This is a genomic window from Treponema peruense, assembly GCF_016117655.1.
GTDB lineage: Bacteria > Spirochaetota > Spirochaetia > Treponematales > Treponemataceae > Treponema_D > Treponema_D peruense.
This window is the reverse complement of record NZ_CP064936.1, coordinates 63,055-88,262: the sequence shown is the minus strand read 5'-3', so window position 1 is coordinate 88,262 and position 25,208 is coordinate 63,055. Positions and strand designations below refer to the sequence as shown.

The following is a 25,208-nucleotide window of genomic DNA, read 5'->3' as shown; positions in this document are numbered from 1 at the left end:
TTTATCAACTTTTCAATAATTTTTAAACCTCTTTACTGTCTCAAAAAACGGTCCTTTTTTTAGACAAGGCAAGCTTTCAAAATGAACGGTATCAAACAAAAAGTTGCCGGATGGAATTTACAGGAAAGCATAAAGCCGTTTTCTAAACTCACAGATGAAGATGTTATTAAAATTGTTAATTCTGCGCTTCTGAGTAACGTAAAACGAGCTACAAGTTATAAATTTGCTTTTTTTAAGTCAATTCTGGATAATCTTTTTAATGTTGACCTGAACAGCATGCCGGAATGTTTTTTAAGTTTTGATTCAATTTCCATGCGCTTTACAGAAATTTACTGGAACCTGGTTTTAAAGTTCGGGCTTTCACAGATGCCTCAAAACCAGTATGAAAAAAAAACAGTTGTAGAAACAAAACTTTTTGATTTTTGTAAAAAATACGGGTTCAACTTTCCGGACATAAATTTTCCTTTTGAAAGTCTTAAGCCTTCCCTTCAGCTTGAAATTGCAAAAACCATTCAAAAAACTGTCGTAGAAAAAAATGTACTCGGCGCATTCTGTAGTGACACAAATTTTGAATTCTATCATTTTTCAAAAGCAAAAAAATGGAACGGAATATATTTGAATCATGACGCTTTTGTTACCCTTGCAAAATACAAAAGTGACTTTGAAAAAATAAATTATTTTGAATGGATAAAATATCTCGAAAGTGTAAATACAGAAGAGCAGTCATACCAACTGGCAAAAAAACTTGACGCTTCTACTGAACGGCAAAATCTTAATCAGTATAGAAATGCACTTTTTACATTCGGGCAAACAACCTGTTTCTACTGCGGAAAGCCTCTTTCTGAAAATGCCGTTGATCATTTTATTCCATGGAGCTTTACAAAAGACGATAAAGTGTGGAATTTTGTACTTTCCTGTCCATCATGCAATTCCAAAAAGTCCAACCGTCTAACAACACAGCACTTTTTGCAGTCCATTAATCTGCGGAATCAAAAACTTTGTAATGTTGATCTTCCTGTGGTCAAGGAAGATTTCAAAACTTATACTTACTCAAAACTTGCCCTTATGTACAGCAATGCCATCTTCAACGGATTTACTCCGGACTGGCAGCCGTAAGGCAATCTTTATGCTGCAACAACTTCGTGCAGTTGTTTTACAAACTGTATTACTGGAACAACGTTTCCTTCGAAAAGCTCACCTATAACCTTTCCCCTCTCACCTTAAAAAAAGCGAAGACCGTTAGGGCTGAGCAAATCCGTAGTGTTTAAGATTCTTTACCCCAATCAATTATATAAGCCGTTTGTTAAGTTTTTCATCAAAAGAAAATACTGGTACACCCAACACATTATGTTTTGGAGTTATAATCAAAAGTTGTGGATTGCCTGAGAAGGCATAGAAAAAGAGGTCTGTCTAAGGTATAGTTTTCTTTGGAAAAAAAAATAAACACCGAAGGAGACCTCTTATGAAAAGAATACTGGAAATTGAAGAAAATTCCAATAGTCCAACGATTGATTTGCTTGAAAAAGCAATCCGCGCAAGAGCACGTGAAGTAATTGAAAGTCTTTACGAGGATGAAGTTCAGCGTTTTCTTAATAAAACTTCTTCTATCGTAGACAAAACCGGAAACAAACTTGTAGTAAGAAACGGCTTTCACAAAGAACGGACAATTCTTACTACAAACGGTTACGTTACAGTCAGGCTTCCCAGAGTTGATGACCGTGCACTTGAAGAAAAGGATCGCTTTGTAAGCAAAGTCCTTCCTCCGTTTGCAAGAAAAACTCCGACAGTAGAAGCAATACTTTCCGCTGCCTACCTTGCAGGAATTTCTTCAAACAAGTTTTCAGCCATGCTCCATGATGTTCTTGGTAAAGAAGCAAAGGGCCTGAGTCCGTCAGTCATAACAAAGCTTACTGTAAAATGGCAGGCTGAATATGACGAATGGCGCAAACGAGATCTTTCCGGAAAGGAATACGTTTATGTTTGGGCAGACGGAATTTACGTAAAGTCCCGGCTTGACGGTGAAAAGACCTGCCTTCTGGTAATAATTGGCGTAACTGTTGAAGGCAAAAAAGAACTTGTGGCTGTACAGGCCGGAATTCGCGAGTCAACGGAAAGTTGGCGTGGAGTTTTGCTTGATTTGAAATTCCGCGGACTGACAAAAGCACCAAAATTGGCAGTCTGCGACGGAGCGCTTGGGTTTCAAAATGCAGTTGATGAAATCTGGGGCCAGCTAAAAATTCAGAGATGCTGGTTCCACAAGTCCATGAACATTCTGGACAAATTGCCTGACTGTGTGCAGACTCAGGCCACAAAAATGATTCGGGATATGTGGCAGGCAGACAAACGTGCAAACGCCTTGAAAGCCTACGACTTATTTATAGAAACTTTCGGAAAAAAATATCCGAAGGCAACGGAATGTCTTGAAAAAGACAAGGAGGATTTGTTCCGCTTTTATGATTATCCGGCGGAACATTGGGCTCACATTAGAACGTCGAATCCGATTGAATCGACATTTGCAACAGTCAGGTTGCGCCACAAGTCAACAAAAGGAAACGGCTCTTCCGCTGCTTCTGTTGCAATGGCTTTCAAGCTTTGTCTTCAGGCAGAGAAAAACTGGCGACGGCTCAGGGGATTTAAACAACTTGAACTTGTCGCCAAAAATATAATTTTTGTGGACGGTGAACAAATGAAGGCTGCCTGATGAAAAGACACTTTTTTTCAATCCACAACAATTGACAATAACTCTATGTTTTGCAATAATGAGGCAATCAACAAAATCAAGTGAATAATTTTCAAATAAATCCAAAGCATAAAGAACAGAATCTTTTTGCTCAATTTCTACTTCTAAAAGTACAGCCTTTATTGTTTTAGCTGCTTCAGGTTTTGGCATTTTGTAAACATTTCGCAAAACATAGGACACTTCGGCCAAGATTTCAACGGTTGTAAAAGATCCTTCATTTATAACAAGAGATGCTTTGTCTGCCATTTCCTGAATATCATTCAAACATAACGGAGAATAACATTAGCATCAATCAATGTCTTCATATTTTTCTCCAAATGCTTTTGACATTACTTCATTTTCTTTTTCTATTAAAGCTGGATTTGCATACTTTGCAGCGATTCCCCTGGCACTTTTTTTTTCCTTGTCTTTTACAGGTGGTAAAGAATCAATATAGGCAGAAACAATATTGATATATTCTTCAGGCAAAGACATTATTTTTTGTTGTAAAACTGCATATGACATAAATACCTCCATCTAAATTAAATATACCACACAAAACACTTTTCGTGTAGTTTTACAACCGGAATTGCCTATTTCTACAGAACTCACGAAAATTTAAGGTGAAAGGTAAGATTTGAAAGGTGAAAAGTTTTTAAATCCCTCTCATTTCTCACCTCTCATCTATAACCTTTACCCTGGAGCGGCAACTGTAACAAGAATTCACGATATTCTTACACTGCATTGTTGATTTTATTTTAAATATTAGATATTATCTACATAGCGTTATTGAATCTATTCAGTAATAGTCTGAAGCCGTTTTCGGATTCTTTATAACAAATTAGATTAAAAAGGAGATATTCAATGTCATTAAAGAAATCTTATTCAAAAGACAAGAAAACCTGCAATGTCACATTTTCTGTTTCACAGGAAGCCGCTCACGGAGCCGAAAGAGTAACTATCGCCGGCGATTTTAACAGTTGGAGCAGCACAGAGACACCGCTCAAGAAAGGAAAGGACGGTTCTTTCTCTGTAAAGATTCCGCTTGAACCCGGTAAGGAATACCAGTTCAGATACCTTCTTGACGGAAAGCACTGGGAAAATGACTGGGCAGCAGACAAATATATTCCTGCTCCCTTCTCACACACAGACAATTCTGTTGTTATCTGCTAACAAAAAGGGGTATCTTTTGGTACCCCGTTTATTTAAAAACAAGAACGGCTGCCCTAACATTTTGGACAGCCGCGTTTTTTTTACCTATGTACCCCCTGAACAAAAGTTCGGGGGTTTTTATTTGTCAGAAGCCTACTCTTACACCTACCATGACCTGGGCTCCAGTAAGGCTCCAGGTTTTTGCAAAGTCGGCACCGCTTGTGGCAACTTTTACATCAAGTTCTGCTATACGCAGGTTAAGCGCAAGACCAAACTGCTGTGAATAAACCTGATTTATGTATGAAGTACAGAAATCCAGTCCCAGAATATACAGAAGGCGCATTTCGGCAGACAGACTGTACTCGGGGAACATGCTGTACTTGGGGTCAAAGTCTTCGCCAAACGGGTTGCGTGCTGCAAGAGCAAATTTTGGTCTGAACGTAAGCCATTTTCCAAACGGCCGCCATGCTGCTTCAAGTCCCACTCTGAGCGGAGTGCAGACAGAATAGTCAGAAGCTGTTGTTCCGTTGAATTTGGCAGAATAATCTGTTGTTACTTCTGTAGAACCGCCGCTACTCATTGTGTCAAGGAGCGGTGCCATTTCGGCGGCAAATTCTGCGGTTACAGAAGACTTGTACTTAAGATGCCCCGGAATAATAGGAACATCTGCATAGGCTCCAACGTCCAGTGTGTGGAACAGCGGGAGTTCTGCCCCGAGCCCCAGTGTAAAACCACCGCTTGAAGCAATTTTGTCCTGTACTTCGGGTGACTGCATTGATTCTATCAAAGCATCGGGTCCAAGAAAAGCCATGTTTTCGTCAAACATAAGCCCTATATCTACAAGCGAATAAATGTCTAAATTGGCAGATGCTTTGGCAGCAAACAGATGTTTATCATCCATAGTTACGCTCAGCGGGACTTCTGTACGCGGCACATATACTATCGGAACATAATATGTAGGTGTTACGCGCAGTTTGAAGCTTCCAAAACTGAACTTAACAGGGGCGCCGACTTCGACAAACATGTCCATCTGGGTGCTCATCGTTGTTCCGAAAGTATCCGACGTATTTCCGTTGCCCAAAAACTCAAAAAGTCCCTTTCCTGTGCTTACCCTTGCAGAAGTTTTTACATCTGTAAAGACACCAGCACTAAAAAGCGGCGTGTTAAGGTTTACAAACGCTTTTGGAGAAAAGGCAAGATTCATTACGAATCCGTCTTCGCCCATTGACTGTGCATATTTTGAAAAATCTATTACCAGGTTTTCTACAAGTATGTCACTTGCACTCAATGTATTCTGGTCAACCTGTACTGTAGCATCGACACCGACTTCAAAGTAACGGCTTGAAGGATACAGTTCTGCAAAGGCCGACGCTGCTGCAAGGGCCATAGCCGTTATTACCGCAAGCTTTTTCATTTTTTACCTCCCCAAACTGTTATAGGAGTGTCGCCGTCCATCTTTATCTTAAGGCCGACATTTACCCCGATTTTTGGAGTTTCTGCCGCATCGTCTGATTTTATAAAGGCCGAACGCTTTATTTTTATTGTGTTTGCCGGAAGTGTCAGCTTTACCGACGGGTGGAACGGATAAGTCGTAAGAATACTCTTTATTTCCTCTCCTTTTATAACCATTTCCTTCTGGCCCGAGCCAATTACAGAAACATTCTTTGACAGTCCGCTTGCTTCATCTGTTATGCTAAGGCCAAGTTCTATTCCGCTTATGAATTCTTCTACATTCATCCTGTACGACATTGTAAAGCTTTCAAGAGAGTCAATGTAGTCTACATATTCCTGATATGTGGAAGCATCATCGCGGTTAAGAAGGTCTTTCTGAGCGTTTGTTGTGTTCCACTCTGAATCTGTAAGTTCCATTATGTCGAGCGAAATGTCACTGCCAATTTCTATGCTTAACGGAAGAATCGCGGCCATGTCTATCTTAAGGCTGGTTGCGCTTTCTGTTGTTGTAACAGAACCTTCTGTAACACCAACCTTTGGTATCATGCTGGAATATACAGTTATTTCTGAGGCTCCGCCGTTGTTTGTAAGACCTATGCTGTACGTAAACTTAAGGTTGCTCGGGAAACTGCTTATAATTTGTGCAAGGCCGCCGGCGTTTGCATCAGTAAAGCTGAAGCTGTAGTTACCGTCCTTTGTGAAAGTACATTTTGATGCATCTATTGTAGATCCTGAAGCAGGCCATTTTACAGCCTTAACAGTATGGATTGGTTTAACATTACCGTTTGCGTCTTCAAGAAGATTTACAGTTTTAGTTTCTGTAGTTTCTATTCCCTCTGCAGAAGTTGTAGTTGTATCGTAGCTTATGCTCACATCGCCCGAAATTCCTATTTTGCCAAGAATATTTCCAAGTGCACTGCCGTCATCTGCCGGTGTCTGTGCATAGAAATATACAGGAAGCGAAGGTATTCCAAGTTTTTTGATGTCGTTTTCGGCAATTCCCATTCCGCCGAGCATAGTATTAAGGTCAAAGCCTTCAAGTGACTGCTCTCCGGAATATGCAAGGTCTGATGTATTGAGCACAACACTGTCAAAGTCGTAAAGCATTGACTCGAGTTCAAAGCCAATCTTGTAGCTTGTACCCATTACAACGTCCTTCAGCTTAAGTTCGTCGTTTTCAAAAGCAGCTGTAAGCGACATGTCTACATAGTGGTCAACGTTTTTGTCCAGAGCAGAAAAATCTACTGAAGGCCATGCTTTCCACGTTTCTTCCTTGTAAGTATCGCCTGTATTTCCCGGAATAGAAATTGCAATCGCGTTAGCCCCGGTAAGATTGAATACAGCAGAAGAAAGCGTAAGGTTTATTTCTGACTGGAGCGGCAGTGTATTTACAAACCGTGCCTTTATTCCAAAACCTTCGCTTACATCTGTTTCTTCTGTAGAAAGAGTACCATCTTCCTTATGCTTGTAGTGCTTGCCGTCTGCGGCAAGTTCACCAAAGCCGATTGACTTTACGTAATTGAGCATTTCTGAAGGCAGTTTTACAGAACCTGTTGAACCGTCTGTCGGAAGACTGTAATTGAGTTTTTCTTTGATTACAGAATATTTGTCGCTGTTAAGGTCAATTACTACGGAATTAAGCTTTGTTATAGACGCTTCGTAGCCTATTTCAAGATCACCCGAGCGCAAGTCAATTGTTGCTCCAAGAATCTCAAAACCAACGCTTCCTGTAACAGTAATTTCCTTTCCAAGCGAAAGGTCTATCTTTTTGGCTCTAAGATCAAGCTTTTTGTCAATAAACTTTAAAGGAGGCGTAACATCTGCAATTTCAAGGTTTTCAAGTCCTGCGCCGTTTATGTTTATTTTTGCCGTTGCCTTAAGATTCTTCCATCCGGCCGGAAGTTCTGCAGAAAGTGCAAGGTATCCTTCACCGACTTCTGCATTTTTGAAAAGACCTTCAAGTTCTGCCAGAGAAACGCTCATATCCTTAATTGTATAGGACTCAATTCCCAAATCTGCAGAAGATTTTTCAATGCCGGTAATTACTGTAGGTGTTGTTTCAGGAGTAAGTGAAACCTTCATTGAATATGCGTGTGCATAAGAAGTGTCTGCCGGGTGGCTGCCTTCTACTGTTCCGTCTACGGCAATAAAGAAATCACCCGGAATGCCGCCCGTAACATCAAGAGGCAGCAGAAGCGTACCGCCGTCCCTTGCGTCTACGTTTGCAGAAGAAAGCGCTTTTGTCTTTGAAGTGTCATCTTTTGCGTAAATTGCTGCCGAAAGACTGAATTTATAGTCAACAGAAAGAGCGTTGTAATCGATTCTGGAAATGTCTATGCATATTGCCGAACCTGTCTCGTATTCGATAATCTGCGCAGGTGAGTCAACGGTTATTTTTTCTGCACCGGCTGCACTTAATATAGAAGAAATTGATGTATTTTGCTCCATTCCCGGAATAGGAGGAAGACCTTCAGGAACTGCAATCGTGTAACTTGTACTGAAGTTTTCAGAAACAGATTCCTTTATTTTTGAAGCCACGTCAATCTTAACAGTCTGGCTTCCTGTTTTGGTAACTTCGGGAATTGAAACTTCCTGCGTAAAGTTAAGTCCTATATCAGAACTTTTAAGGATTTCGTCCAGATTAAGATTCTGAAGATAAGACTGAATATCAATTGGAACTTCGTAAATCGGGTAACGGATCATGTAAGTAAGAACGTCGTCACCCTTATTATAGTCGTAAATTCCAACCTGTGAGCCGAGCGCATCCTGCATTTTCTTTAAAATCGCGTCTGAACCGAATTTTTCTGACAAATCATAGCTCGCAGTTCCCATATTCGCCTTGAACTGGGCGTCTGTTGCAATAGAAACTGACTGCGGAATCTGGGGATTTGTGAGTCCGCCGCAGGAAACCAGACAGACAACCGATGATAATGCCAAAAGGATTCTGAAATTTTTCTTCATAATATCCCTCCAGTAAAGATTTTACAGCAAAGAATCACTGTATATTTTTAACTCCAATACCCAAAAACAGGAGCCTCCCTTTTATTATAACACACGGTTTGCAAAAAAAACAATATTCGCTTGCAAAGAACATATATTTTTAATAATATACACATGGGGAGCTGGTGCAAGGCCGGCTGAGAGTAGAACACGTTTGTTCTTGACCCGTAAACCTGATTTGGATAATGCCAACGTAGGGAATAAAAATTATACTGTCTTTACGCGAAGTGCTGTTCCGCCCGGCATGCAGAGATATGTATAATAGAATTCTTTTATCAAGTATTTTCAAACAGGCCCATATTTTTTTAGTGAGGCTGTTATGTTCAAGAAAACTTTTGACAATGTAAGAAAATCCTGCCCTTTGGTTCACAACATTACAAATTATGTTACCGTAAATGATGTTGCGAATGTAATTCTTGCCTGTGGTGCAAGTCCCATTATGGCAGACGACAGGACCGAAGTCGAAGAAATTACGTCTATATGTTCTGCACTCAACATTAACATTGGTACACTTAACGAAAGAACCATTGAGTCCATGCTTCTTGCCGGAAAAAAGGCTCAGTCACTGGGACACAAAATTGTTCTTGACCCTGTTGGAGCCGGAGCAAGTGCACTTCGTACAAACACGGCAAAAGAACTTATACAGAATATTCAGTTCAGTGTAATACGCGGAAACATTTCTGAAATAAAAACAATCGCTTTGGGAAACGGAACAACAAAAGGTGTTGATGCCGACATAAGCGATGCAGTAACAGAAGATAATCTTGAAAAATCTGTTGCCTTTGTTAAGGAAGTTGCGCAGAAAAACAAATGCGTTGTTGCAGTAACCGGCGCCATTGACCTTGTCTCTGACGGAACAAAGTGTTTTGTTATAAGAAACGGCCGCGCAGAAATGGGTAAAATTACCGGAACAGGATGCCAGCTTAGCGGAATGACAGCGGCTTTTATTGCGGCAAATCCTGACGACACACTCACTGCCAGTGCTGCTGCTGTATGTGCAATGGGTCTTGCAGGAGAACTTGCGTGGAAAAAAATGGCAGACGGTGACGGAAACTCTACTTACAGAAACAGAATTATTGACGCAATCTGCAATATGACCGGCGATACTTTGGACGAAGGCGCAAAATATGAAATTAAATAAGTCCCTGCTGCTTTACGCAATTACAGACCGGCACTGGCTTAACGGAAAAACGCTTTATTCCCAGGTTGAACTTGCTCTCAAAGGCGGTGCAACAATGATTCAGATTCGCGAAAAAGATCTTGATGAAAATGCGTTTCTTAAAGAAGCAGAACAGATTCAGTCTTTGTGCGCAAAATATTGTGTTCCGTTTATTGTGAATGACAATGTGGAACTTGCTGTCAAAATCGGCGCAGACGGTGTTCACGTTGGACAAAGTGACATGGCGGCAAAAGACGTTCGCGCTCTTATTGGCAAAGATAAAATTCTTGGTGTTTCTGCACAGACAGTTAAACAGGCGCTTGAGGCACAAAAATGCGGCGCCGACTATCTTGGAACAGGTGCGGTTTTTCCTACAGGTTCAAAAGATGACGCGCAGGTTCTGGGAGTGCAGACTCTTAAAGAAATATGCAGTGCGGTAAATATTCCGGTTGTGGCAATCGGCGGTATTTCTAAAGACAATATTCTTGAATTGAAAAAAAGTGGAATTGCCGGCGTTTCGGTTATAAGCGCAATTTTTGCACAGAACGATATTGTTGCGGCAACTGCAGAATTAAAATCTTTGGTGGAACAGATTGTATGATTAAAGGCTGCATCTTTGACCTAGACGGTACACTTTTGGACTCGATGAAATTCTGGATTGACTGCGGAAAAAATTTTGTTCTTAAAAACAATCTTGTTCCCGAAGAAGGGCTTTCGAAAAAACTTTTTTGCATGAGCCTGAATGACGGTAACGCTTATCTTCAGAAAAAGTATTTTCCTGATTCGAGTGCAGAAGAAGTCGGCAAAGGTGTGGCAGCAGAAATTGCAGATGCGTACAAATATTCAGTTGAACCCAAGAGCGGCGCGCGGGAACTTTTGGAAAGACTGTATACTAAAAAAATAAAATGTGCACTTGCTACGGCGACCCCGCGCAATCTTTTTGAACCAGCGTTTGAAAGACTAGGACTTACCAAATATTTTTCTGTAATTTTAACATGCCCTGAGCTTAACACTCACAAAGATGTTCCGCTTATATATGAAAAATCAGCACAACTTTTGGGAACACATCCCGGCGAAACTGCGGTTTTTGAAGATGCACTTTTTGCCGCAACAACAGCTGCGCGCGCGGGTTTTTATACTGTAGGCGTTTTTGATGAACTAAGCGCAGATGATTCTTTTGAAATGAAAAAGATTTGCAATGAATACTTAAAAACGCCGGGAGACTTTGTAATATGAGCGACACTCAGAAAATGAGAACCGTGCTTTCTATTGCAGGAAGTGACTGTAGCGGAGGAGCCGGGATTCAGGCTGACTTGAAAACAATGCTTGCAAACGGTGTCTACGGAATGAGCGCAATTACTGCCCTTACTGCACAGAACACAACAGGTGTTTTTGACGTAATGGAAGTTACACCGCATTTTCTTTTTGAACAGATTAAAGCCTGCGCAGAAGATATTTTCCCCGATGCAGTCAAGACAGGAATGATTTCTTCTCCTGAACTTATTGAAGTCTGTGCAAAATGCATTAAGGAATTTGGCCTTAAGAATATTGTTGTTGACCCGGTTATGGTTGCCACAAGCGGAAGTCGCCTTGTAAGTAAAGAAGCAGTGAGTGCGCTTTGTGATAATCTTTTTCCTCTGGCAGATGTTATTACACCGAATATTCCAGAAGCAGAAGTTTTGTGCGGACAAAAAATTTTGAGTGAGCGTGATATGGAAAGTGCAGCGGCTGTAATTTTGAATAAATTCGGTGGCGCTGTTCTGTTAAAGGGAGGACATTCACTTAACGACGCAAATGATTTTCTGTTAACGGAACAAGGCGGCAGCTGGATTAAAGGAAAAAGAATTGATAACCCCAACACACACGGAACAGGCTGTACTCTTTCGAGTGCCATCGCCGCAAATCTTGCGAAGGGATGCGATATAAAAACCGCGGTAGAAAAAGCAAAGTCATATATTTCACAAACCCTCGCCGCCGGGCTTAACTTGGGTAAAGGCAGCGGCCCTTTGAATCACGGGGCGGGACTGCGCGCGGGAGCGCACACGTAAATAAAGACAGTTGCGCAGCAACTGAAGTTTTCAGGACAACTCTATTTGAGTTGTCCTGAAATACGTTCAATTTCTTTTCCATTTCCATTTTCATCATACCAGTATGTTTTTCCTGTTTTATGATCCAGCATATAGCAGCCTTTTGGAATTGAATATCTCTTTAAATTTTGGTCCTGCAAATTTACATCCTGAGGAAACCATGTTTTATCATCTTTTATTTCACAATGAAGCTGGTTTGAATTTTCCATTCTCATTCTGTACAGTTCTTTTCCGGTTGCTTTTGAATAAACTCCTGTTTCCAGTCCTGTAAAATTGTTACCGTACAAAACTCTTCCTGTTAAAAATATATTTTCTTCATTTTCTGAAACTGTACAAATTGCACGGCTTTCTTCATCCTGATAATTTATTCCTGTATATTCGACTTCAAAATCAGAATTAAATGAAATTATTTTAAATAAAAATCTAGCACAAATATATTCGCTATCTTTATTTTCATAATCTTTATACCCAGCAATAGCTGCTGATAAATAATTATCTTTCATATTATAAAAGGCATTAAAATTTATCAAAAAAGAATCTGGGACAATTTTTAAATTATCATTTAAAAACTGTTTTGGAAAGAGTTTTTCATATTCAACATTACTAATATAATTTCCAGTTTCCGATAAATTAATAAGTTTAATTCCTTTCTGATTCAGAATTTCAGGATAGAAATGCTCATATTTCGAACCGATCAAATAATACTGATTATCAATAAATTGAACAGAATTTAAATTTGTTATGTATAAGTCTTCATCGATTATTTCTTTTTTTTCCAATAAATTACCATTCAAAGAAAATTTATAGACAGTCATACCCTTATTTGGAATAGATACTGTCATTCCAAATAAACACCCTTCATTGTTTTCCCATGTTCTATCGGCCACCATAGAGACTATTCTATCGTCTCTTAAAAGATATTTAACTTGCCCAGTTGGCACATTAATTTTCAATAAATTATTATTTACACCGGTTCCTGAAAGCCAGATATCCTTATCAATAACTACCATATCGTTTATTGACAATGCTCTTTCAAAACTTTTTCCATATACCTTCATTTCTTTTAACAATTCATAAGTATACACAAGTTTTTTTGTTTTTGAATTCCATACCTGTATCTGCTGTGGTAAATCCGTCGGTAAAAAAACATAATCATCTGACCATTCCAACGGCTCAAAACTTTTAAATACTTCTGAATCCGGTATGTTATCTACATTTATTATACAACTAGAAAACGAAAGAAGTGCCATAAATAGAAATATGAACTTTTGACTTTTCATCTTGATGCCTCTTTTACTACATTTGACGTTGCCGAATAAACTTTATATTTTACTTCTCTGCGCTGATTACTTCGCGGTGAAGGTTTTCCAGACGGTCGGCCGCTATCTTCAAACGGTCGGTGGCGGCGTTTACCGTACTTGTCGAAGCAGAAAAGTTTTCTATACCTGCAGAGATTTGTCTTATTGTAGCGACAATCTGGTCGAAGGCAGCAGACTGCTGCTGAATTATATTCTGAATATCTGCGGCCGACTCTGCGGTTATCTCAGAAGAGCTTTTTATGTCGCTGAACTTTGACTCAAGATTTTCTGTAAGCTCGCAGCCTTCGCGTATCTTTTCTGTTCCGCTTTCAGAAGTAATTATGAGGTTATCTGACGAGTGCTGGATTTCTGTAATTCTTTCGCGAATCTGTGCTACAGAATCTGTGATTCCGGCTGCAAGACGACGCACTTCATTTGCAACAATGTGAAAGTTTTTGCCTGCGTCGCCTGCCTCTGACGCTTCGAGTTCAGCATTGAATGCAATTATTCTTGTCTGGTCTGCAATGTCATTTATTATGTTTACAATTTCCCAGATACTTTCTATTTTTTCACCGAGCGCTTTTATTCCGTTTATAGTTGCAACATTTGCCTGTGTAATTTCGTTCATTTTGTTAAGGTTTTCTTTTAGTGTTGCAAAACCAGTTTCTACATTTGCTGTTGTTCGCTCAGAAATTTTTGTAACGTCAGAAATTTTTGCGACAATTCCCCTTGTCTGCGCATCGTTGTCTTCCATGGTTGCAAGAATTTCTTTTACACCGGTAGACTGTTCCAGAGAAGTGGATGCTGTTTCATTTGCAGTTTCTGTAAGCAACTGAACAGGGCTGCTTATATTTGCACCAATTTCGCGCACTCTGTCCAAAACCGAGCGGAACATTATTATAACTCTGTTTACCAGATACATGTTGTAATAAATTTCGTTCGAGACATCTGTCGGAATCAAATCCACTGTAAAAATGTCATTTTCTATAATGCGCGTCATTGAAGTCTGAATCAATTTTGACTCATCTGAAATTCTTTTAAAGAAAGAAAATACAAGTACAGAAAGAGCACAACTGTTTACGACAATCAGAACAGCAATTCTTATAAACTGGTTTGAAGTAAGGCTCATCTTTTTTTTGGCAACAGAAACCTGAGACCATAAATCTGCAGAACCTATCTTTTCGTACGAAAAACTTTTCAAATAATAGAGAATAAATGTTACGACAAAAAGTGCTGTACATATTACAATCGGAAGAATCACATACATCACAATAGACTTTCCGAATGTAAGGCCAAAGATTTTTTTCTGCTGGACTTCATTGTCATCGATTCCCTGTGAAACAATCTGTTCTGCATAACGCGAACAAATTTTTACAGAAAACGAAAGCGCCAGAATACAGGCAATATATGTTCCGAAAAGACAGCCGAATATGCTGATTAAATTACTAAGTAAATCCAGTTTTAAAATTAATTTGTATGCCAGTGCTAAAATTATTGAACAGACAAAAAAGTAAACAAAAGTTTCTAACTGTTTTTTGAACGGATAAGACTGTATTTCCTTGAACAGCGATGTGCGTTCTTCACAGGTCATTCCGCCTTTTTTCCAGACTTCAATTTTTTGCGAAAGTTTTCGTGAAAGAAAAATATTTGTCAAAGGTGCAAAAATAATCTGTGCAACTGCAATAAGGGCAAGTGCGACAAAGAAAAAAATAAAAATTGTTTTTAAATTTGTCTGCAGAACAAATATTGAATAAAAATAAATGAACACCGATGAAAGAAGATTCGGGATTATTCCGGCCAGAAGAATTTCTTTTTCAAATGAACTCTGTTTGTTTTTCATAATCAGTTTTCTCCTGTTTTGATTTCGGGTTGAATTTTTTCGAGCTGTTCGGCTTCGCTGCAAAGTTTTTCTGCAGAATTGTTTATTGTCTGCGTAGATTCAGAGAAGCCTTCTGCTCCTGCTGCAATCTGCCTTAATGTTACGACAATCTGTTCAAACGCGGCTGTCTGCGACTGAATGATTTTTTTAATATCTTCTGAAGCGACATCTGCTGACTCTGAAGAAGCTTTTATGTCTTCAAAGTTTGTATGCAGTTCACCGGCAATTTTTTCTCCTTCAGAAATGCGCACACTTCCGTTTTTGGAAGTATGCAGAAGTTCTTCTGACGAATGTTGTATTTCTATTATCTTGTTGCGTATTTCTTTTGTTGACTCAATCGTGCTGTTTGTAAGTCTGCGGATTTCGCTTGCAACAATATAAAAGTTCTTTCCTGCATCGCCTGCACTTGATGCTTCTATTTCTGCATTGAATGCAATTATGTTTGTCTGGTCGGCAATTGAATTTATCATAAGCGCAATGTCAGAAATTCCGGAAATCTTTTCGCCAAGAGTTTTTATTCCGTTAAGTGTTGTTTCATTTGCAACGCGAATTTCGTCAAGCTTGTGCATATTCTGTTTGAGCACATCGAATCCGTCACCTACGTCCTGCGTGGTTTTTCTTGCAACAACCGCAACTTCACCTATTTTAACTGCAATCTCGCGCGAAAGTTTGTCTGACTCTTCCATTGCCGTAAGCAGTTCTTTTATTCCCGACGACTGTTCAAGTGAAGTGACGGCAGTTTCTTTTGACACGACAGAAAGTTCACTTCCTGCTTCGACTACCTGCGCGCTTATTTCTGCACTGAACTTAAGGATATTCTGCAAAAGCTCAATTATAGAATTTGCAAGATAAATGTTGTACATAAATTCATTAGAAAGATCAGTGGGCACCATTTTTATATTGTGCATATTTCCATCGTCCATCGTTTCGAGCATTTTTCTCATCTCGTCAATCGAATTCATCATTCGTTTATAAATCAGAAGCGTAAATCCAATAAGATAAAGTATGTTAAATACACTCAGAATTACAACCTGAATCAAATTGAATTCATTTGAAAAACCGCAAAGATCAGATGCCTTCCATGCAATCAAAAGTGAAATTCCGTTTATCAAAAGCATCGGAATAATTATGTGAAACAAAACCATGTAAACAGAAGAAAGTCCGAATGTATGGCGTCTCTTTATTTCTTCTCTGTCAATTCCCTGTGCTACAATTCTGCAGCCGTAAGATGAGCAGAGTTTTTGCGCGCGGACCATTGCAAGTACAGCGGCGGTAAACGCTCCCATTGCACAGCCATAAAGAGAAAGGCTTATTGATCCTTTTTGAAAATGAAACAGCCAGTCAAAAGTCGAAACCCAGAATACGGCTCCTCCTCCGAAAACAAGAAAAACCTGAAACGAAATGTACTGCGGACACGCCATTATTCTTTTCAAAAGTCCCGTACACTCGCGTTCAGTTGTTGTGTAATGTTCCCATTCATATAAATCTTCTGAAAGTCTGTGTGTAATTATTCTGTTTGTAAGAGGCGCTACAATAAAATTCAAAACAAATGTAAGTCCCAGTGCAAACAGTATTGCCGGAATACATTTTTCTTTGTCCATACCCGACAGCGTTGCAATGTAAACCATTGTTACAAGTCCCGCAACAAGATTGGGTACAGCTCCGGCGTCAAGCATTTTCTTTTCAAAAGATTTTTCTTTTTTTATTCCGCCAGTGTCTTTCATGTTTTTGTTTTCCATAAACACCTCATTTTGTATTCAAAGAATATGCTCCGTCCCAATTTAAAGGCGGATTACTTATAAATTCCAAACAGCGTTCATACATTTTTGAAGCAGACTTATCTGCAGGCGACAACTGTTGTGCACGTTCAAAATACGAAGCTGCCAAATTCCATGCGCCGTTTGTATAAAGATCCAGCGCTTTTTTATAGCACTGTACATAATCAGCGTTAAGTGCATTTTCGTCCACGCGGTAAATCTGAACGCCAACCGACTTTCCCTTTACTTTTACGGAATCAAGGTGAAGCAGATTGTATTTCCTGTTAAGTTCGTTTTTTACCGCTTCCGAAATAATTATTCCTGCTCCGTAAGATTTTGTAAGTCCTTCAAGACGTGAAGCAAGATTAACTGTGTCGCCGATTACAGTGTAGTCTGATTTTTCTGCACAACCAATACTTCCCACAATTACATCTCCATAATGTATTCCTATGCCAACATTAAAATTCATTCCTTCTGGAATAAAAAGATTGCTGCATGAAATACTCGGAACAAGTGACTGCATTTCGAGCGCCGCATCTACTGCACGCCTGGCATTGTCTTCATAGCTTACAGGTGTGCCGAACAAAGCCATTATTGCGTCTCCCATAAATTTGTCTATTGCACCGCCGTGTTTTTTTATTACCTCAACCATCTTTTTAAAATATTCGTTAAGAAAAGAAACAACGTTTTCGGGTTTGTTGCGCTCGCTTATTGAAGTAAAATTTCTTATATCGCAGATAAGAACTGCAACTTTTCTTTTTTCATTTATGCTTTCTGTTTCTGAAGCGGCATCTTCTGTGAGTCTGTCAATTACTTCTTCGGGAACAAAACGCGAAAAAGCACGCCTGAGTCTTTGTTCAGTAAAAGATGCTCTTTTGTAATACAAAGCCTGTTCAAGAAAAATCACCGACTTTTCTACAAAAAATTCTATCAGGGAATCCATTGAATTCCCGAAAGAGCCACGTGCATTTGATGCAAGATGAATTGTTCCATTAAAATCGGTTCCGTTCAATTCAATGCATCTGTATGAACTTAATTCAAATCTGTTCTGCAGATATTCATCTTCTGACGGCAGGTTTCTTACAATGCAGTCTTCGGATTTTAATTTTTTATCTTCACGGTTAAAATCAGAAAGACAGACATTTATAAACTCTTCAAGGAAATTATTTTCTGTGCAAAAACCAAATGTATAAATCTGCGGAGGATTTGTATTCAAAATCAACACTGCACAATCTGCACCAAAAACTGATGCCGCAATTTTCAACAGCCGTTCTGAAAACTCATCCAAGTCAATTGTAAACATTCCGGCTTCGTAAATTGAATTCATTATTTCGTAGCAGAGCTGTTCTTTTTTCATTGCGCGGAATGCACATTTTTTTGCCGAAGGGTGCATTTTTGTTTTCTGTACTTCATCATCTGTCTGTTCATTTTCTTTCTGTTCTGTGCAATATTCCTGCAGCAAAGAATTTATCATTTCCACAAGTTCAGGTATTTCATTTTCGCTTTCATAAATCTGACCGTCGGATTTTGTTGCGTAAAAAATGTCATTCCGGTTGAGTCCGAAAAGAATTAATTTTGTTGCGCATTTTTCATAACCGTCTTTTAAAATCCTGCAGATTGTTTCACCGTCTGCATCTTCAAGTCGCGTATCAAAAACTGCACAGAACGGTTCGTTTTCTACAATATAATCCAGTGCTTTTTCTCCGGTAAGTTCAACATGAATACGACAATTGCACTGCGAAAGATGTTCCTCTATAAAGTGGGCCATTGTCTGCGATGATGCTGCAACAAGTATTTCGGGAACGTTTCTGTCTTTAAATTCCATTCAGCAGCTCCTTTACGGACATAATCAGGTTTCCGCGTTCGAAGTCCGATTTTACTATATACGACTGTGCACCGCATTCAGCAACACGCTTTTTTGTATCTTCTTCGTAAACAGAAGAAATTACTATTACCGGAATATTTTTTGTTGCATCAAGACGGCGCATATTTTCTATAAGAATGTATCCATCCATACGTGGCATTTTTATATCTGTAATTACAATGTCAAAAGAGCCGGACTTAAGTTTTTCCAGCGCTTCGATTCCGTCAGAGGCTTCACAAACAGCATAACCTTCTGTTTCCAGAATCATTTTTTCTATCTGTCTGGTGGTGTGCGAGTCGTCAACTATAAGAACTGAATATTCCTTTTTTCTGTTGTCGACTTCAATTTTTTTTACTTCAAAATCTTTTATTGCATTAAGGCGGCTCATCAAATCGGGAATGTGAATTATGGGAACAATTTTATAATCTTCATCGAACACAACTCCCTGTACCGCGCGGAATTTTTTGAGTGCAGGCGGCAACGGTTTTACAAGGACTGTTATATAATTTGTAACTTCATCAACAAGGAGTCCCAGCCGTTTTCCAAGATATTCCACCACGACAATTGAACGCGATTTTTTTCTTGAATTCTGCGTGTCTGCTTTTCCAAAGAAAATGGAAGAATCGTAAACAGGAAGAAGTTCATTTCTTAAAGGAAGAAAAGTTCCATTCCTAAGCTGAATTAATTTTGACTCGCAGCAGGATACAACTTCAGAAACATAATGCGAGAACACAAGAAATTTTTTGGAAGAAGCCGTAAAGAAAAGTCCGCTCTGTGCAGCAAGTGACATTGGAAGCGAAAGTTCAAAACTTGTTCCTTTGCCGCGTTCAGAAAAAATGCGTATTCTTCCTTTAAGTTTGTCCATTTCTTTTCTAACGCCGTCAAGGCCAACGCCGCGTCCCGAAAGCGATGTCTGTTTTTCAAGTGTAGAAAATCCCGATACAAACAAAAACTGCTGCAGCGACTTTTCATCCATTGAAGAAATTTCTTCTATTCTGGAAGGAAAAAGTGCCGCGGCTTTTTTTCTTATTTTGTCAAAGTCCAGTCCCTGTCCGTCATCAGAAACAATTATGTTTATTCTGTTTGCAACCTGTTTTGCTTCTATTGAAATTTTTCCTCTTTTGTTTTTACCAAGCTGTTCACGTACTTGCGGCGGTTCAATTCCGTGGTCAATTGAATTTCTTACGAGGTGAATTATTATTCCGGGAAGTTTTTCAAGAATAAGCTTGTCAAGTGAAATGTCTGCTGAAGGAATTTCAAAATCAATTTCTTTTCCAATGCGGGTCGCTTCTTCTTCTGCCGAGTGCCTGAGTGTGCGCATTATCATATCGAGCGGGAACATTCGCATGGAAATAATCTGTTCCTGCGTATAAAAAATCTGGCGCTCAAGCATATTCATATCTTCTTTTATAGTTTTGAACATCTGAGCATATTTTTGTTCCGCAGCGGACAACTCTTCTATTTTGCACACACTGTTCTTTAAGCGGAATTCATTTGTAATAATTTTGTCAAAACACTTAACGAGCGAGTCAACAGACCCCAGCCCTACCCTTATTGTCTGTACAGAAGAAAAATCTGTTTCATCTTCCTGTGCGGAACAGTCTGTTTCTCCTGCAAAAAAATCTGTTTCAAAATTTTCACCGAGGGAAGCAAGTTCAAGATTTTTTACAAGCGGTTCAAACTTTTCTACTTTTTCTTTTGAGTCTTTTTTTATACCGGCAATACAGTCACCCAGAATATTTGCAGCACCTGTACAAATATATGTCAAATTGTCATCGGGTACAATATTACCGCTCTGAATTTTTTTGTAAACATCTTCAAGCGCATTCACAACTTTTTCTATAGAAGAAAAACCCATCATGCGCGAAGTTCCCTTAAGTGTGTGCAGGGTACGCAGAATGAGTTCAATAAGTTCTGAATCTGTATTCACCTTGGAAAGTTGCCGTACTGAATCTGAAAATTTATTTATGAGTTCCTGCGCTTCATCGGTATATTCGTTTAAAAATTCGCTTCTATCTATTTTCATAAGCACTCTCCGAAAGTGTAAGTTTTTTGCAAATATTTATAAAATAGGAAGGGCTGAACGATTCTGAAAGAAAATCAAATTCAGTTTTATTTGCGTCCAGATATTTCTGAAGTTTTGCCAAACACTTTTCAAAACTGCGTGACGCGTCTTTATCAAGTCCCTGTTCCTTTAACATTATTCCATTGTAAAAAAATGCAGGCCAGAAAGAGGGGCAAAAAGACTGTGCAGATTCAAAATACTCTTTTGCTTCATCATAACGTTTTGCCGACTTTAACACCATCGCTATAAAATAATCCTGATAGAACTTTTTTGACATTGGAAGTGAAAGATTTCTTGCAGTAAGCTCTGCTTCAAAATAATTTTGTTTTGCAAGAAATGAATTTATTTTTTCATAGGCAGCCTTCGGATCATCACATTCTTTGCTATGATTTAAATTCTGTTGCGCAGGAATTTTCTTCTGCTTTTGGCTTTTAACAGAGGCAACGTTTACTGCATTTGAGTTTTTCAAACTGTCCGTATTCTTAATGCAGTTCGTTTCACAAACCGACGTCTGTTCGCCGGCTGTGCCTTCTGTTTTCTGAAGATAAAATACATTTCCCCAGTTTTTCTTTTCCATTCCGCGCGGAATAATCGAATCTTCTATACAGCAGATTTCACCTACAGAAAGAAAAAGAAGTCCGCCAGGAACAAGTTTTTTGCACGCGTTTTCAAGAATATGTTTTCTGAGCGGAATGTCAAAATAAATAAATGCATTTCTAATAAAAATAATATCTACCTTACCAAAAAAATCCGGCGGGTTCTGGTCCTTTAAATTATATCGTATTATATGGAAGAAAGTTTTACATTTTTGCGAAATTCTGAACTCGTCGTCGCAGAAAGTGCCGCAATCTGTTTCTTCAAGAAGATGTTTGTATTTTGAACCGTCATTATTAAACGAATACTTTTTGTATATTCCGTTTCTGAAAAACTCAAGTTCGCTGCTGTCTATGTCAGAAGCAAAAACTTCGGGAACAGCACCGCAACTTAACGCAAGCGCACAAAGCGACAACGGTTCTTCTCCTGAAGCGCAGGCACCGCTCCAGATTTTTACGCAACGTCCCTTAAACTTTGGAAAAAACTGTTCGTGCAAAAAATCAAATTGAATCTGTTCCCTGAAAAAATATGTTTCATTTACTGTCGCACAGTTTATAAGCTCGTCAAATTCTTTTGTTCCGACAACAAGTTTTTGCGTATAATTTTCAAGAGTCGTTTTGTTTTCAGAAATTTTATTTTCTATATATCTTACAATATTTCTTTCGTGTACTGTGCCGATTTTTATTCCGCAGTAATCATTGATTCTGGGAATGATGACATTAGAAACTATTTCCTGCGTCATGCTTTCCTCTCCAGAAGTTCTTTTACCCTGCATCCAATCTTGTAAAGAGGAAGCTGTTCGTCAATAAACCCTGCGTCGTATGCAGCTTTTGGCATTCCGTAAACTACACATGTTTCGGCAGACTCGCCAATTGTGTAACCGCCGGCTTTTTTTATTGCACCGCAACCTTCAGCACCGTCGCTGCCCATTCCTGTCAACAAAACGGCGAGACATTCTTTTGCAAAAACATGCGCGCCACTTTCAAACATTTTGTCTACTGCTGGTCTTAAAAAATTTACAGGCGCACCTTTGTCCAGATGAATTCTGACTGTTCCACAAGCGTCGCGCACAAAAGTCAGATGACTGTCGGAAGGTGCAAAATAAGCAGTGCCTGCTCTGGGAACTTCTCCGTCGGCCGCAAGACTTACAGAAATTTCTTCTGTCTTGTCCAGCCACGAAACCATATTTTTGTCAAAAGTTGAATCAATGTGTTGTGTAATAAAAACCGGAACTCCAATACTGCCACCAAGTGAGTCCAGCAGCGTCTTTAAAGTTTTTGGTCCGCCGGTAGAAACTCCAACCAGAACTGCACTGAATTTTGCACCGCCCAAATCCGGAACATTTGTTCTGATGCTGTACAATTTTCCTGAACCGCATGAACTTGTGCTACTCTTTGCATTTTTTAGATTTTTCGCGAGCAAAATTTTTTCTTTGACTTCATGAACAAATTTATTCTGTGCGCCAAGAGTCATTGACATAAAGTCGGGCTTAAGAAACTTTACATCTGCAGAACAAAACAAATCGCAGTTGTTTACAGACAAAAGCACCGTAACAGTCTGTGTCGGTTGCAAAGAACGCAAAACATCACGCATTCCCGCAAGTTCTTCATCATAAACAAGTACATCCGGTTTTTCACGCGCGAGGCTCTGCTGAATTTCCTGCGCATTTGAACATACAGCCGCAACAGAAAATTCTTTGTCATCAGAAAATATCTGCTTTTCTACAGAACGTATTACTGCCGAACCGTCTGCCAAAATTACGCGGATCATCTGCATGCCTCCAGAAATTTTATTGGTTCAACAAGAAGCTGCATTCCGCCGTCAAGAAAAGAACACGCAAGAATTCCGTTATTGCAAAAATAATTTTCAAGTACACCGCAAAATTCTTTGGGCGCATATTCATCTTTATTTACAACACGGCACAGGGCTGAAGTCAAAGCCGTAACTATCTGCTCACCATTTTTAATTTGTATTGAAGTCAATGTATGCGGACTATTCTGAAAAGTGCATTTATACAAAAGTGCTGCTTTGTCAAAATCAAATTCACAACTGCAATTCTGTTTGCAAAGAGAAGCTGTAACAATTCTGTTCTTTTCGATAAGAAATTCTATTGTGTTGTATCTTAGCGAAATCAATTCATCATGAGGCTTCAATATCTTTTTCTACCTTTTCTATAAACGCAAGCGGATTCAGGACAAGCACTTCTGTTCCGTCGAATTCGAAAGAACATTCGTAGTAACTCTGGCCTTCTGAATTTGAAAAATATTTTAACTTTGAATCAGCGATTGTCTGGAATTCAAGAACGTCAGTTATTCTCAAGCAGATGTGCGACTCGCTTTTTAAAACAATAAACAGTGCGGAATTTTGTTTTGCGTCCCCAAGTAAAGGTGAAGGGTCAATGACAGCATAAGGCTCACCGTAACGGTTTAATATTCCATCGATATATTCCGGAACAAACGGCAGCGCAAAAACAGGCACATTTCTTAAAATTTCTTTTATTTCTGAAGAAAGAAGCGCATATTTTTTTTGACCGGTAGTAAAGACAAACCAGGTTCTTTCTGCCATACATCTCTCCTATAAAATAATATTTGTTAAAGCAATTACGATTGCCTTATTTTAGTATTATTCGCGCGTATTTTCAAGGGAGAAAGGGCAACCTGAACGCAGACGAACTTTTTACGAATTCCTTTTTGAACAGCATCATAAAATATGATTCTGAATAATCTGCATAATCTGCAATTTCGCATACAGAAATTTTGCGGTTAAAGTTTTTGTAAGTCGCAGATTTTTCATCGCTGTCTACACCGCCTCGTCTTCTAAAAAAAGCGCATTTCTGTTAGAATAGAGTTATATGAACACGAATTACACTACACAGATGGACGCAGCCCGCAAGGGAATTGTTACACCCCAGATAGAAGCCGTTGCAAAAAAAGAATACATGGACGTAAACAAGCTTATGTCACTTGTTGCCCAGGGAAAAGTTGCAATTCCGGCAAACAAAAAGCACACCTGCCTTAACCCAGAAGGAATCGGAAGTATGCTCCGTACAAAGATAAACGTAAACCTTGGGGTATCGCGCGACTGCAAAGACTACGATATAGAAATGCAAAAAGTTATGAGCGCGGTTCAGCTTGGAGCCGAAGCAATCATGGATCTTTCCAGCCACGGAAACACGCAGCCGTTCAGACAGAAACTTACAGCAGAATGTCCCGCAATGATAGGAACTGTTCCGGTTTATGACAGCGTAATTCATTACCAGAGAGATCTTGCCACTCTTACCGCAAAAGATTTTATAGATGTAGTGCGCCTTCATGCACAGGACGGAGTGGATTTTGTTACCGTTCACTGCGGAATTACACGCAAGACAATTGAACAGATTAAAACCCACAAGCGCAAGATGAATATTGTAAGCCGCGGAGGAAGCCTTGTTTTTGCATGGATGAGCATGACAGGAAACGAAAATCCCTTCTACGAGTATTATGATGAAATTCTTGATATCTGCGAGGAATATGACGTTACAATTTCTTTGGGAGATGCCTGCCGCCCAGGATGTCTTGCAGATGCAACCGATGTCTGTCAGATAGAAGAACTTGTTCGCCTGGGGGAACTTACCAAGCGTGCGTGGGAACACAATGTGCAGGTTATGGTAGAAGGACCGGGACATGTTCCGCTCGACCAGGTTGCGGCGAATATGAAAGTGCAGCAGACTATCTGTATGGGCGCGCCGTTTTATGTACTTGGCCCTCTTGTTACTGACATTGCACCCGGTTACGACCACATTACAAGCGCCATTGGAGGTGCAGTTGCGGCAATGAACGGAGCCGCCTTCCTTTGCTACGTTACTCCGGCTGAACATCTTGCCCTTCCTAATGTAGAAGATGTAAAACAGGGAATTATTGCATCACGTATTGCGGCCCATGCAGCAGATATTGCAAAGGGAATACCGCACGCACGCGATATAGATGACAAAATGGCAGATGCCAGACGAAAGCTGGACTGGGAAGCCCAGTTTGCGTGCGCGCTCGACCCCGACACAGCAAGAGCCGTTCGTGACAGCCGCAAACCCGAAGACGACCACAGCGACACATGCAGTATGTGCGGCAAATTCTGTTCGGTACGCAGCATGAACAAAGCCCTCGCCGGCGAAAACATAGATATTCTGTAAGGAAAAAAACATTTACG

At 39.6% G+C, this 25,208-nt stretch carries 20 protein-coding genes and 1 riboswitch; of the genes, 8 read left to right on the top strand and 12 right to left on the bottom strand.

Features of this window, described 5'->3' with window-relative positions; all coding sequences use genetic code 11:
• Positions 1-81 precede the first annotated feature (81 nt).
• On the top strand, positions 82-1,116 hold the full coding sequence (locus IWA51_RS00410; protein WP_198442720.1) for an HNH endonuclease domain-containing protein: 1,035 nt from the start codon (positions 82-84) through the stop codon (positions 1,114-1,116).
• A 346-nt stretch (positions 1,117-1,462) separates the two neighbouring features.
• Positions 1,463-2,701, top strand: coding sequence for an IS256 family transposase (locus IWA51_RS00405; RefSeq protein WP_198441892.1), 1,239 nt, complete (start codon positions 1,463-1,465; stop codon positions 2,699-2,701).
• A gap of 327 nt (positions 2,702-3,028) precedes the next feature.
• On the opposite strand, the gene IWA51_RS00400 is transcribed toward IWA51_RS00405, so the two are convergent.
• A complete protein-coding gene (locus IWA51_RS00400) occupies positions 3,029-3,244 on the bottom strand; it encodes a hypothetical protein (RefSeq protein ID WP_198442719.1) in 216 nt (71 codons plus the stop codon).
• A 339-nt stretch (positions 3,245-3,583) separates the two neighbouring features.
• On the opposite strand from IWA51_RS00400, the gene IWA51_RS00395 reads away from it, so the two are divergent.
• Complete coding sequence (locus IWA51_RS00395; RefSeq protein ID WP_198442718.1) at positions 3,584-3,892, top strand: isoamylase early set domain-containing protein; 309 nt, start codon at positions 3,584-3,586, stop codon at positions 3,890-3,892.
• Between the two features lie 124 nt (positions 3,893-4,016).
• On the opposite strand, the gene IWA51_RS00390 is transcribed toward IWA51_RS00395, so the two are convergent.
• Positions 4,017-5,285, bottom strand: a complete 1,269-nt coding sequence (locus IWA51_RS00390) for a hypothetical protein (RefSeq protein ID WP_198442717.1) — start codon at positions 5,283-5,285, stop codon at positions 4,017-4,019.
• Entirely contained in the window at positions 5,282-8,284 is a 3,003-nt protein-coding gene (locus IWA51_RS00385) for a hypothetical protein (protein WP_198442716.1), read from the bottom strand. Before IWA51_RS00385 ends, IWA51_RS00390 begins: the two co-directional genes overlap by 4 nt.
• Before the next feature lie 144 nt (positions 8,285-8,428).
• Positions 8,429-8,541, top strand: a riboswitch (TPP riboswitch).
• A gap of 101 nt (positions 8,542-8,642) precedes the next feature.
• On the opposite strand from IWA51_RS00385, the gene thiM reads away from it, so the two are divergent.
• Genes thiM through thiD form a run of 4 tightly spaced genes read left to right on the top strand, consistent with a single transcriptional unit; the run spans position 8,643 to position 11,530 of the window.
• Complete coding sequence (thiM, locus tag IWA51_RS00380) at positions 8,643-9,464, top strand: hydroxyethylthiazole kinase (protein WP_198442715.1); 822 nt, start codon at positions 8,643-8,645, stop codon at positions 9,462-9,464.
• Positions 9,451-10,083 (top strand): thiamine phosphate synthase, encoded by a 633-nt coding sequence (gene thiE / locus IWA51_RS00375; protein WP_198442714.1) that lies wholly within the window; start codon positions 9,451-9,453, stop codon positions 10,081-10,083. The genes thiM and thiE overlap by 14 nt, the downstream gene beginning before the upstream one ends.
• Entirely contained in the window at positions 10,080-10,718 is a 639-nt protein-coding gene (locus IWA51_RS00370) for an HAD family hydrolase (protein WP_198442713.1), read from the top strand. Before thiE ends, IWA51_RS00370 begins: the two co-directional genes overlap by 4 nt.
• Positions 10,715-11,530, top strand: a complete 816-nt coding sequence (gene thiD, locus IWA51_RS00365; RefSeq protein ID WP_230402669.1) for a bifunctional hydroxymethylpyrimidine kinase/phosphomethylpyrimidine kinase — start codon at positions 10,715-10,717, stop codon at positions 11,528-11,530. The genes IWA51_RS00370 and thiD overlap by 4 nt, the downstream gene beginning before the upstream one ends.
• 41 nt (positions 11,531-11,571) lie before the next feature.
• Here thiD and IWA51_RS00360 read toward each other — a convergent pair whose 3' ends face one another.
• The 9 genes from IWA51_RS00360 to IWA51_RS00320 all read right to left on the bottom strand — a co-directional run bounded on the left by IWA51_RS00360 (position 11,572) and on the right by IWA51_RS00320 (position 23,591).
• Positions 11,572-12,819, bottom strand: coding sequence for a hypothetical protein (locus tag IWA51_RS00360; protein ID WP_198442712.1), 1,248 nt, complete (start codon positions 12,817-12,819; stop codon positions 11,572-11,574).
• 79 nt (positions 12,820-12,898) lie between these two features.
• Positions 12,899-14,707: a methyl-accepting chemotaxis protein gene (locus tag IWA51_RS00355; RefSeq protein ID WP_198442711.1), complete on the bottom strand. Its 1,809-nt coding sequence runs from the start codon at positions 14,705-14,707 to the stop codon at positions 12,899-12,901.
• A gap of 2 nt (positions 14,708-14,709) precedes the next feature.
• On the bottom strand, positions 14,710-16,485 hold the full coding sequence (locus IWA51_RS00350) for a methyl-accepting chemotaxis protein (RefSeq protein ID WP_198442710.1): 1,776 nt from the start codon (positions 16,483-16,485) through the stop codon (positions 14,710-14,712).
• A 7-nt stretch (positions 16,486-16,492) separates the two neighbouring features.
• Positions 16,493-18,328 carry an adenylate/guanylate cyclase domain-containing protein gene (locus IWA51_RS00345; RefSeq protein WP_198442709.1) on the bottom strand — a complete coding sequence of 612 codons (1,836 nt, stop codon included), beginning with the start codon at positions 18,326-18,328 and terminating at the stop codon, positions 16,493-16,495.
• Entirely contained in the window at positions 18,318-20,393 is a 2,076-nt protein-coding gene (locus IWA51_RS00340; protein ID WP_198442708.1) for a hybrid sensor histidine kinase/response regulator, read from the bottom strand. Before IWA51_RS00340 ends, IWA51_RS00345 begins: the two co-directional genes overlap by 11 nt.
• Positions 20,380-21,768 (bottom strand): CheR family methyltransferase, encoded by a 1,389-nt coding sequence (locus IWA51_RS00335; protein ID WP_198442707.1) that lies wholly within the window; start codon positions 21,766-21,768, stop codon positions 20,380-20,382. The genes IWA51_RS00340 and IWA51_RS00335 overlap by 14 nt, the downstream gene beginning before the upstream one ends.
• Positions 21,765-22,796: a chemotaxis protein CheB gene (locus tag IWA51_RS00330; RefSeq protein WP_198442706.1), complete on the bottom strand. Its 1,032-nt coding sequence runs from the start codon at positions 22,794-22,796 to the stop codon at positions 21,765-21,767. The genes IWA51_RS00335 and IWA51_RS00330 overlap by 4 nt, the downstream gene beginning before the upstream one ends.
• The gene (locus tag IWA51_RS00325) at positions 22,793-23,179 is read right to left on the bottom strand and encodes a hypothetical protein (protein WP_198442705.1); all 387 of its coding nucleotides are present in this window, start codon (positions 23,177-23,179) and stop codon (positions 22,793-22,795) included. The genes IWA51_RS00330 and IWA51_RS00325 overlap by 4 nt, the downstream gene beginning before the upstream one ends.
• Complete coding sequence (locus IWA51_RS00320) at positions 23,166-23,591, bottom strand: chemotaxis protein CheW (protein ID WP_198442704.1); 426 nt, start codon at positions 23,589-23,591, stop codon at positions 23,166-23,168. The genes IWA51_RS00325 and IWA51_RS00320 overlap by 14 nt, the downstream gene beginning before the upstream one ends.
• Before the next feature lie 286 nt (positions 23,592-23,877).
• Between IWA51_RS00320 and thiC the strand changes: the two genes are divergently transcribed.
• The gene (gene thiC, locus IWA51_RS00315; protein WP_177527276.1) at positions 23,878-25,191 is read left to right on the top strand and encodes a phosphomethylpyrimidine synthase ThiC; all 1,314 of its coding nucleotides are present in this window, start codon (positions 23,878-23,880) and stop codon (positions 25,189-25,191) included.
• Positions 25,192-25,208 lie beyond the last annotated feature (17 nt).

What these genes read in the sequence shown, in the direction of transcription:
- IWA51_RS00405 (WP_198441892.1), top strand. Translation starts at nt 1,463, where the DNA reads ATGAAAAGAATACTGGAAATTGAAGAAAATTCCAATAGTCCAACGATT.
- thiD (WP_230402669.1), top strand. Translation starts at nt 10,715, where the DNA reads ATGAGCGACACTCAGAAAATGAGAACCGTGCTTTCTATTGCAGGAAGT.
- IWA51_RS00355 (WP_198442711.1), bottom strand. Translation starts at nt 14,707, where the DNA reads ATGAAAAACAAACAGAGTTCATTTGAAAAAGAAATTCTTCTGGCCGGA.
- thiE (WP_198442714.1), top strand. Translation starts at nt 9,451, where the DNA reads ATGAAATTAAATAAGTCCCTGCTGCTTTACGCAATTACAGACCGGCAC.
- IWA51_RS00390 (WP_198442717.1), bottom strand. Translation starts at nt 5,285, where the DNA reads ATGAAAAAGCTTGCGGTAATAACGGCTATGGCCCTTGCAGCAGCGTCG.
- IWA51_RS00345 (WP_198442709.1), bottom strand. Translation starts at nt 18,328, where the DNA reads ATGGAATTTAAAGACAGAAACGTTCCCGAAATACTTGTTGCAGCATCA.
- IWA51_RS00350 (WP_198442710.1), bottom strand. Translation starts at nt 16,485, where the DNA reads ATGGAAAACAAAAACATGAAAGACACTGGCGGAATAAAAAAAGAAAAA.
- thiC (WP_177527276.1), top strand. Translation starts at nt 23,878, where the DNA reads ATGAACACGAATTACACTACACAGATGGACGCAGCCCGCAAGGGAATT.
- IWA51_RS00395 (WP_198442718.1), top strand. Translation starts at nt 3,584, where the DNA reads ATGTCATTAAAGAAATCTTATTCAAAAGACAAGAAAACCTGCAATGTC.
- IWA51_RS00370 (WP_198442713.1), top strand. Translation starts at nt 10,080, where the DNA reads ATGATTAAAGGCTGCATCTTTGACCTAGACGGTACACTTTTGGACTCG.
- IWA51_RS00340 (WP_198442708.1), bottom strand. Translation starts at nt 20,393, where the DNA reads ATGAAAATAGATAGAAGCGAATTTTTAAACGAATATACCGATGAAGCG.
- IWA51_RS00320 (WP_198442704.1), bottom strand. Translation starts at nt 23,591, where the DNA reads ATGGCAGAAAGAACCTGGTTTGTCTTTACTACCGGTCAAAAAAAATAT.
- IWA51_RS00360 (WP_198442712.1), bottom strand. Translation starts at nt 12,819, where the DNA reads ATGGCACTTCTTTCGTTTTCTAGTTGTATAATAAATGTAGATAACATA.
- IWA51_RS00410 (WP_198442720.1), top strand. Translation starts at nt 82, where the DNA reads ATGAACGGTATCAAACAAAAAGTTGCCGGATGGAATTTACAGGAAAGC.
- IWA51_RS00385 (WP_198442716.1), bottom strand. Translation starts at nt 8,284, where the DNA reads ATGAAGAAAAATTTCAGAATCCTTTTGGCATTATCATCGGTTGTCTGT.
- IWA51_RS00335 (WP_198442707.1), bottom strand. Translation starts at nt 21,768, where the DNA reads ATGACGCAGGAAATAGTTTCTAATGTCATCATTCCCAGAATCAATGAT.
- IWA51_RS00330 (WP_198442706.1), bottom strand. Translation starts at nt 22,796, where the DNA reads ATGATCCGCGTAATTTTGGCAGACGGTTCGGCAGTAATACGTTCTGTA.
- IWA51_RS00400 (WP_198442719.1), bottom strand. Translation starts at nt 3,244, where the DNA reads ATGTCATATGCAGTTTTACAACAAAAAATAATGTCTTTGCCTGAAGAA.
- thiM (WP_198442715.1), top strand. Translation starts at nt 8,643, where the DNA reads ATGTTCAAGAAAACTTTTGACAATGTAAGAAAATCCTGCCCTTTGGTT.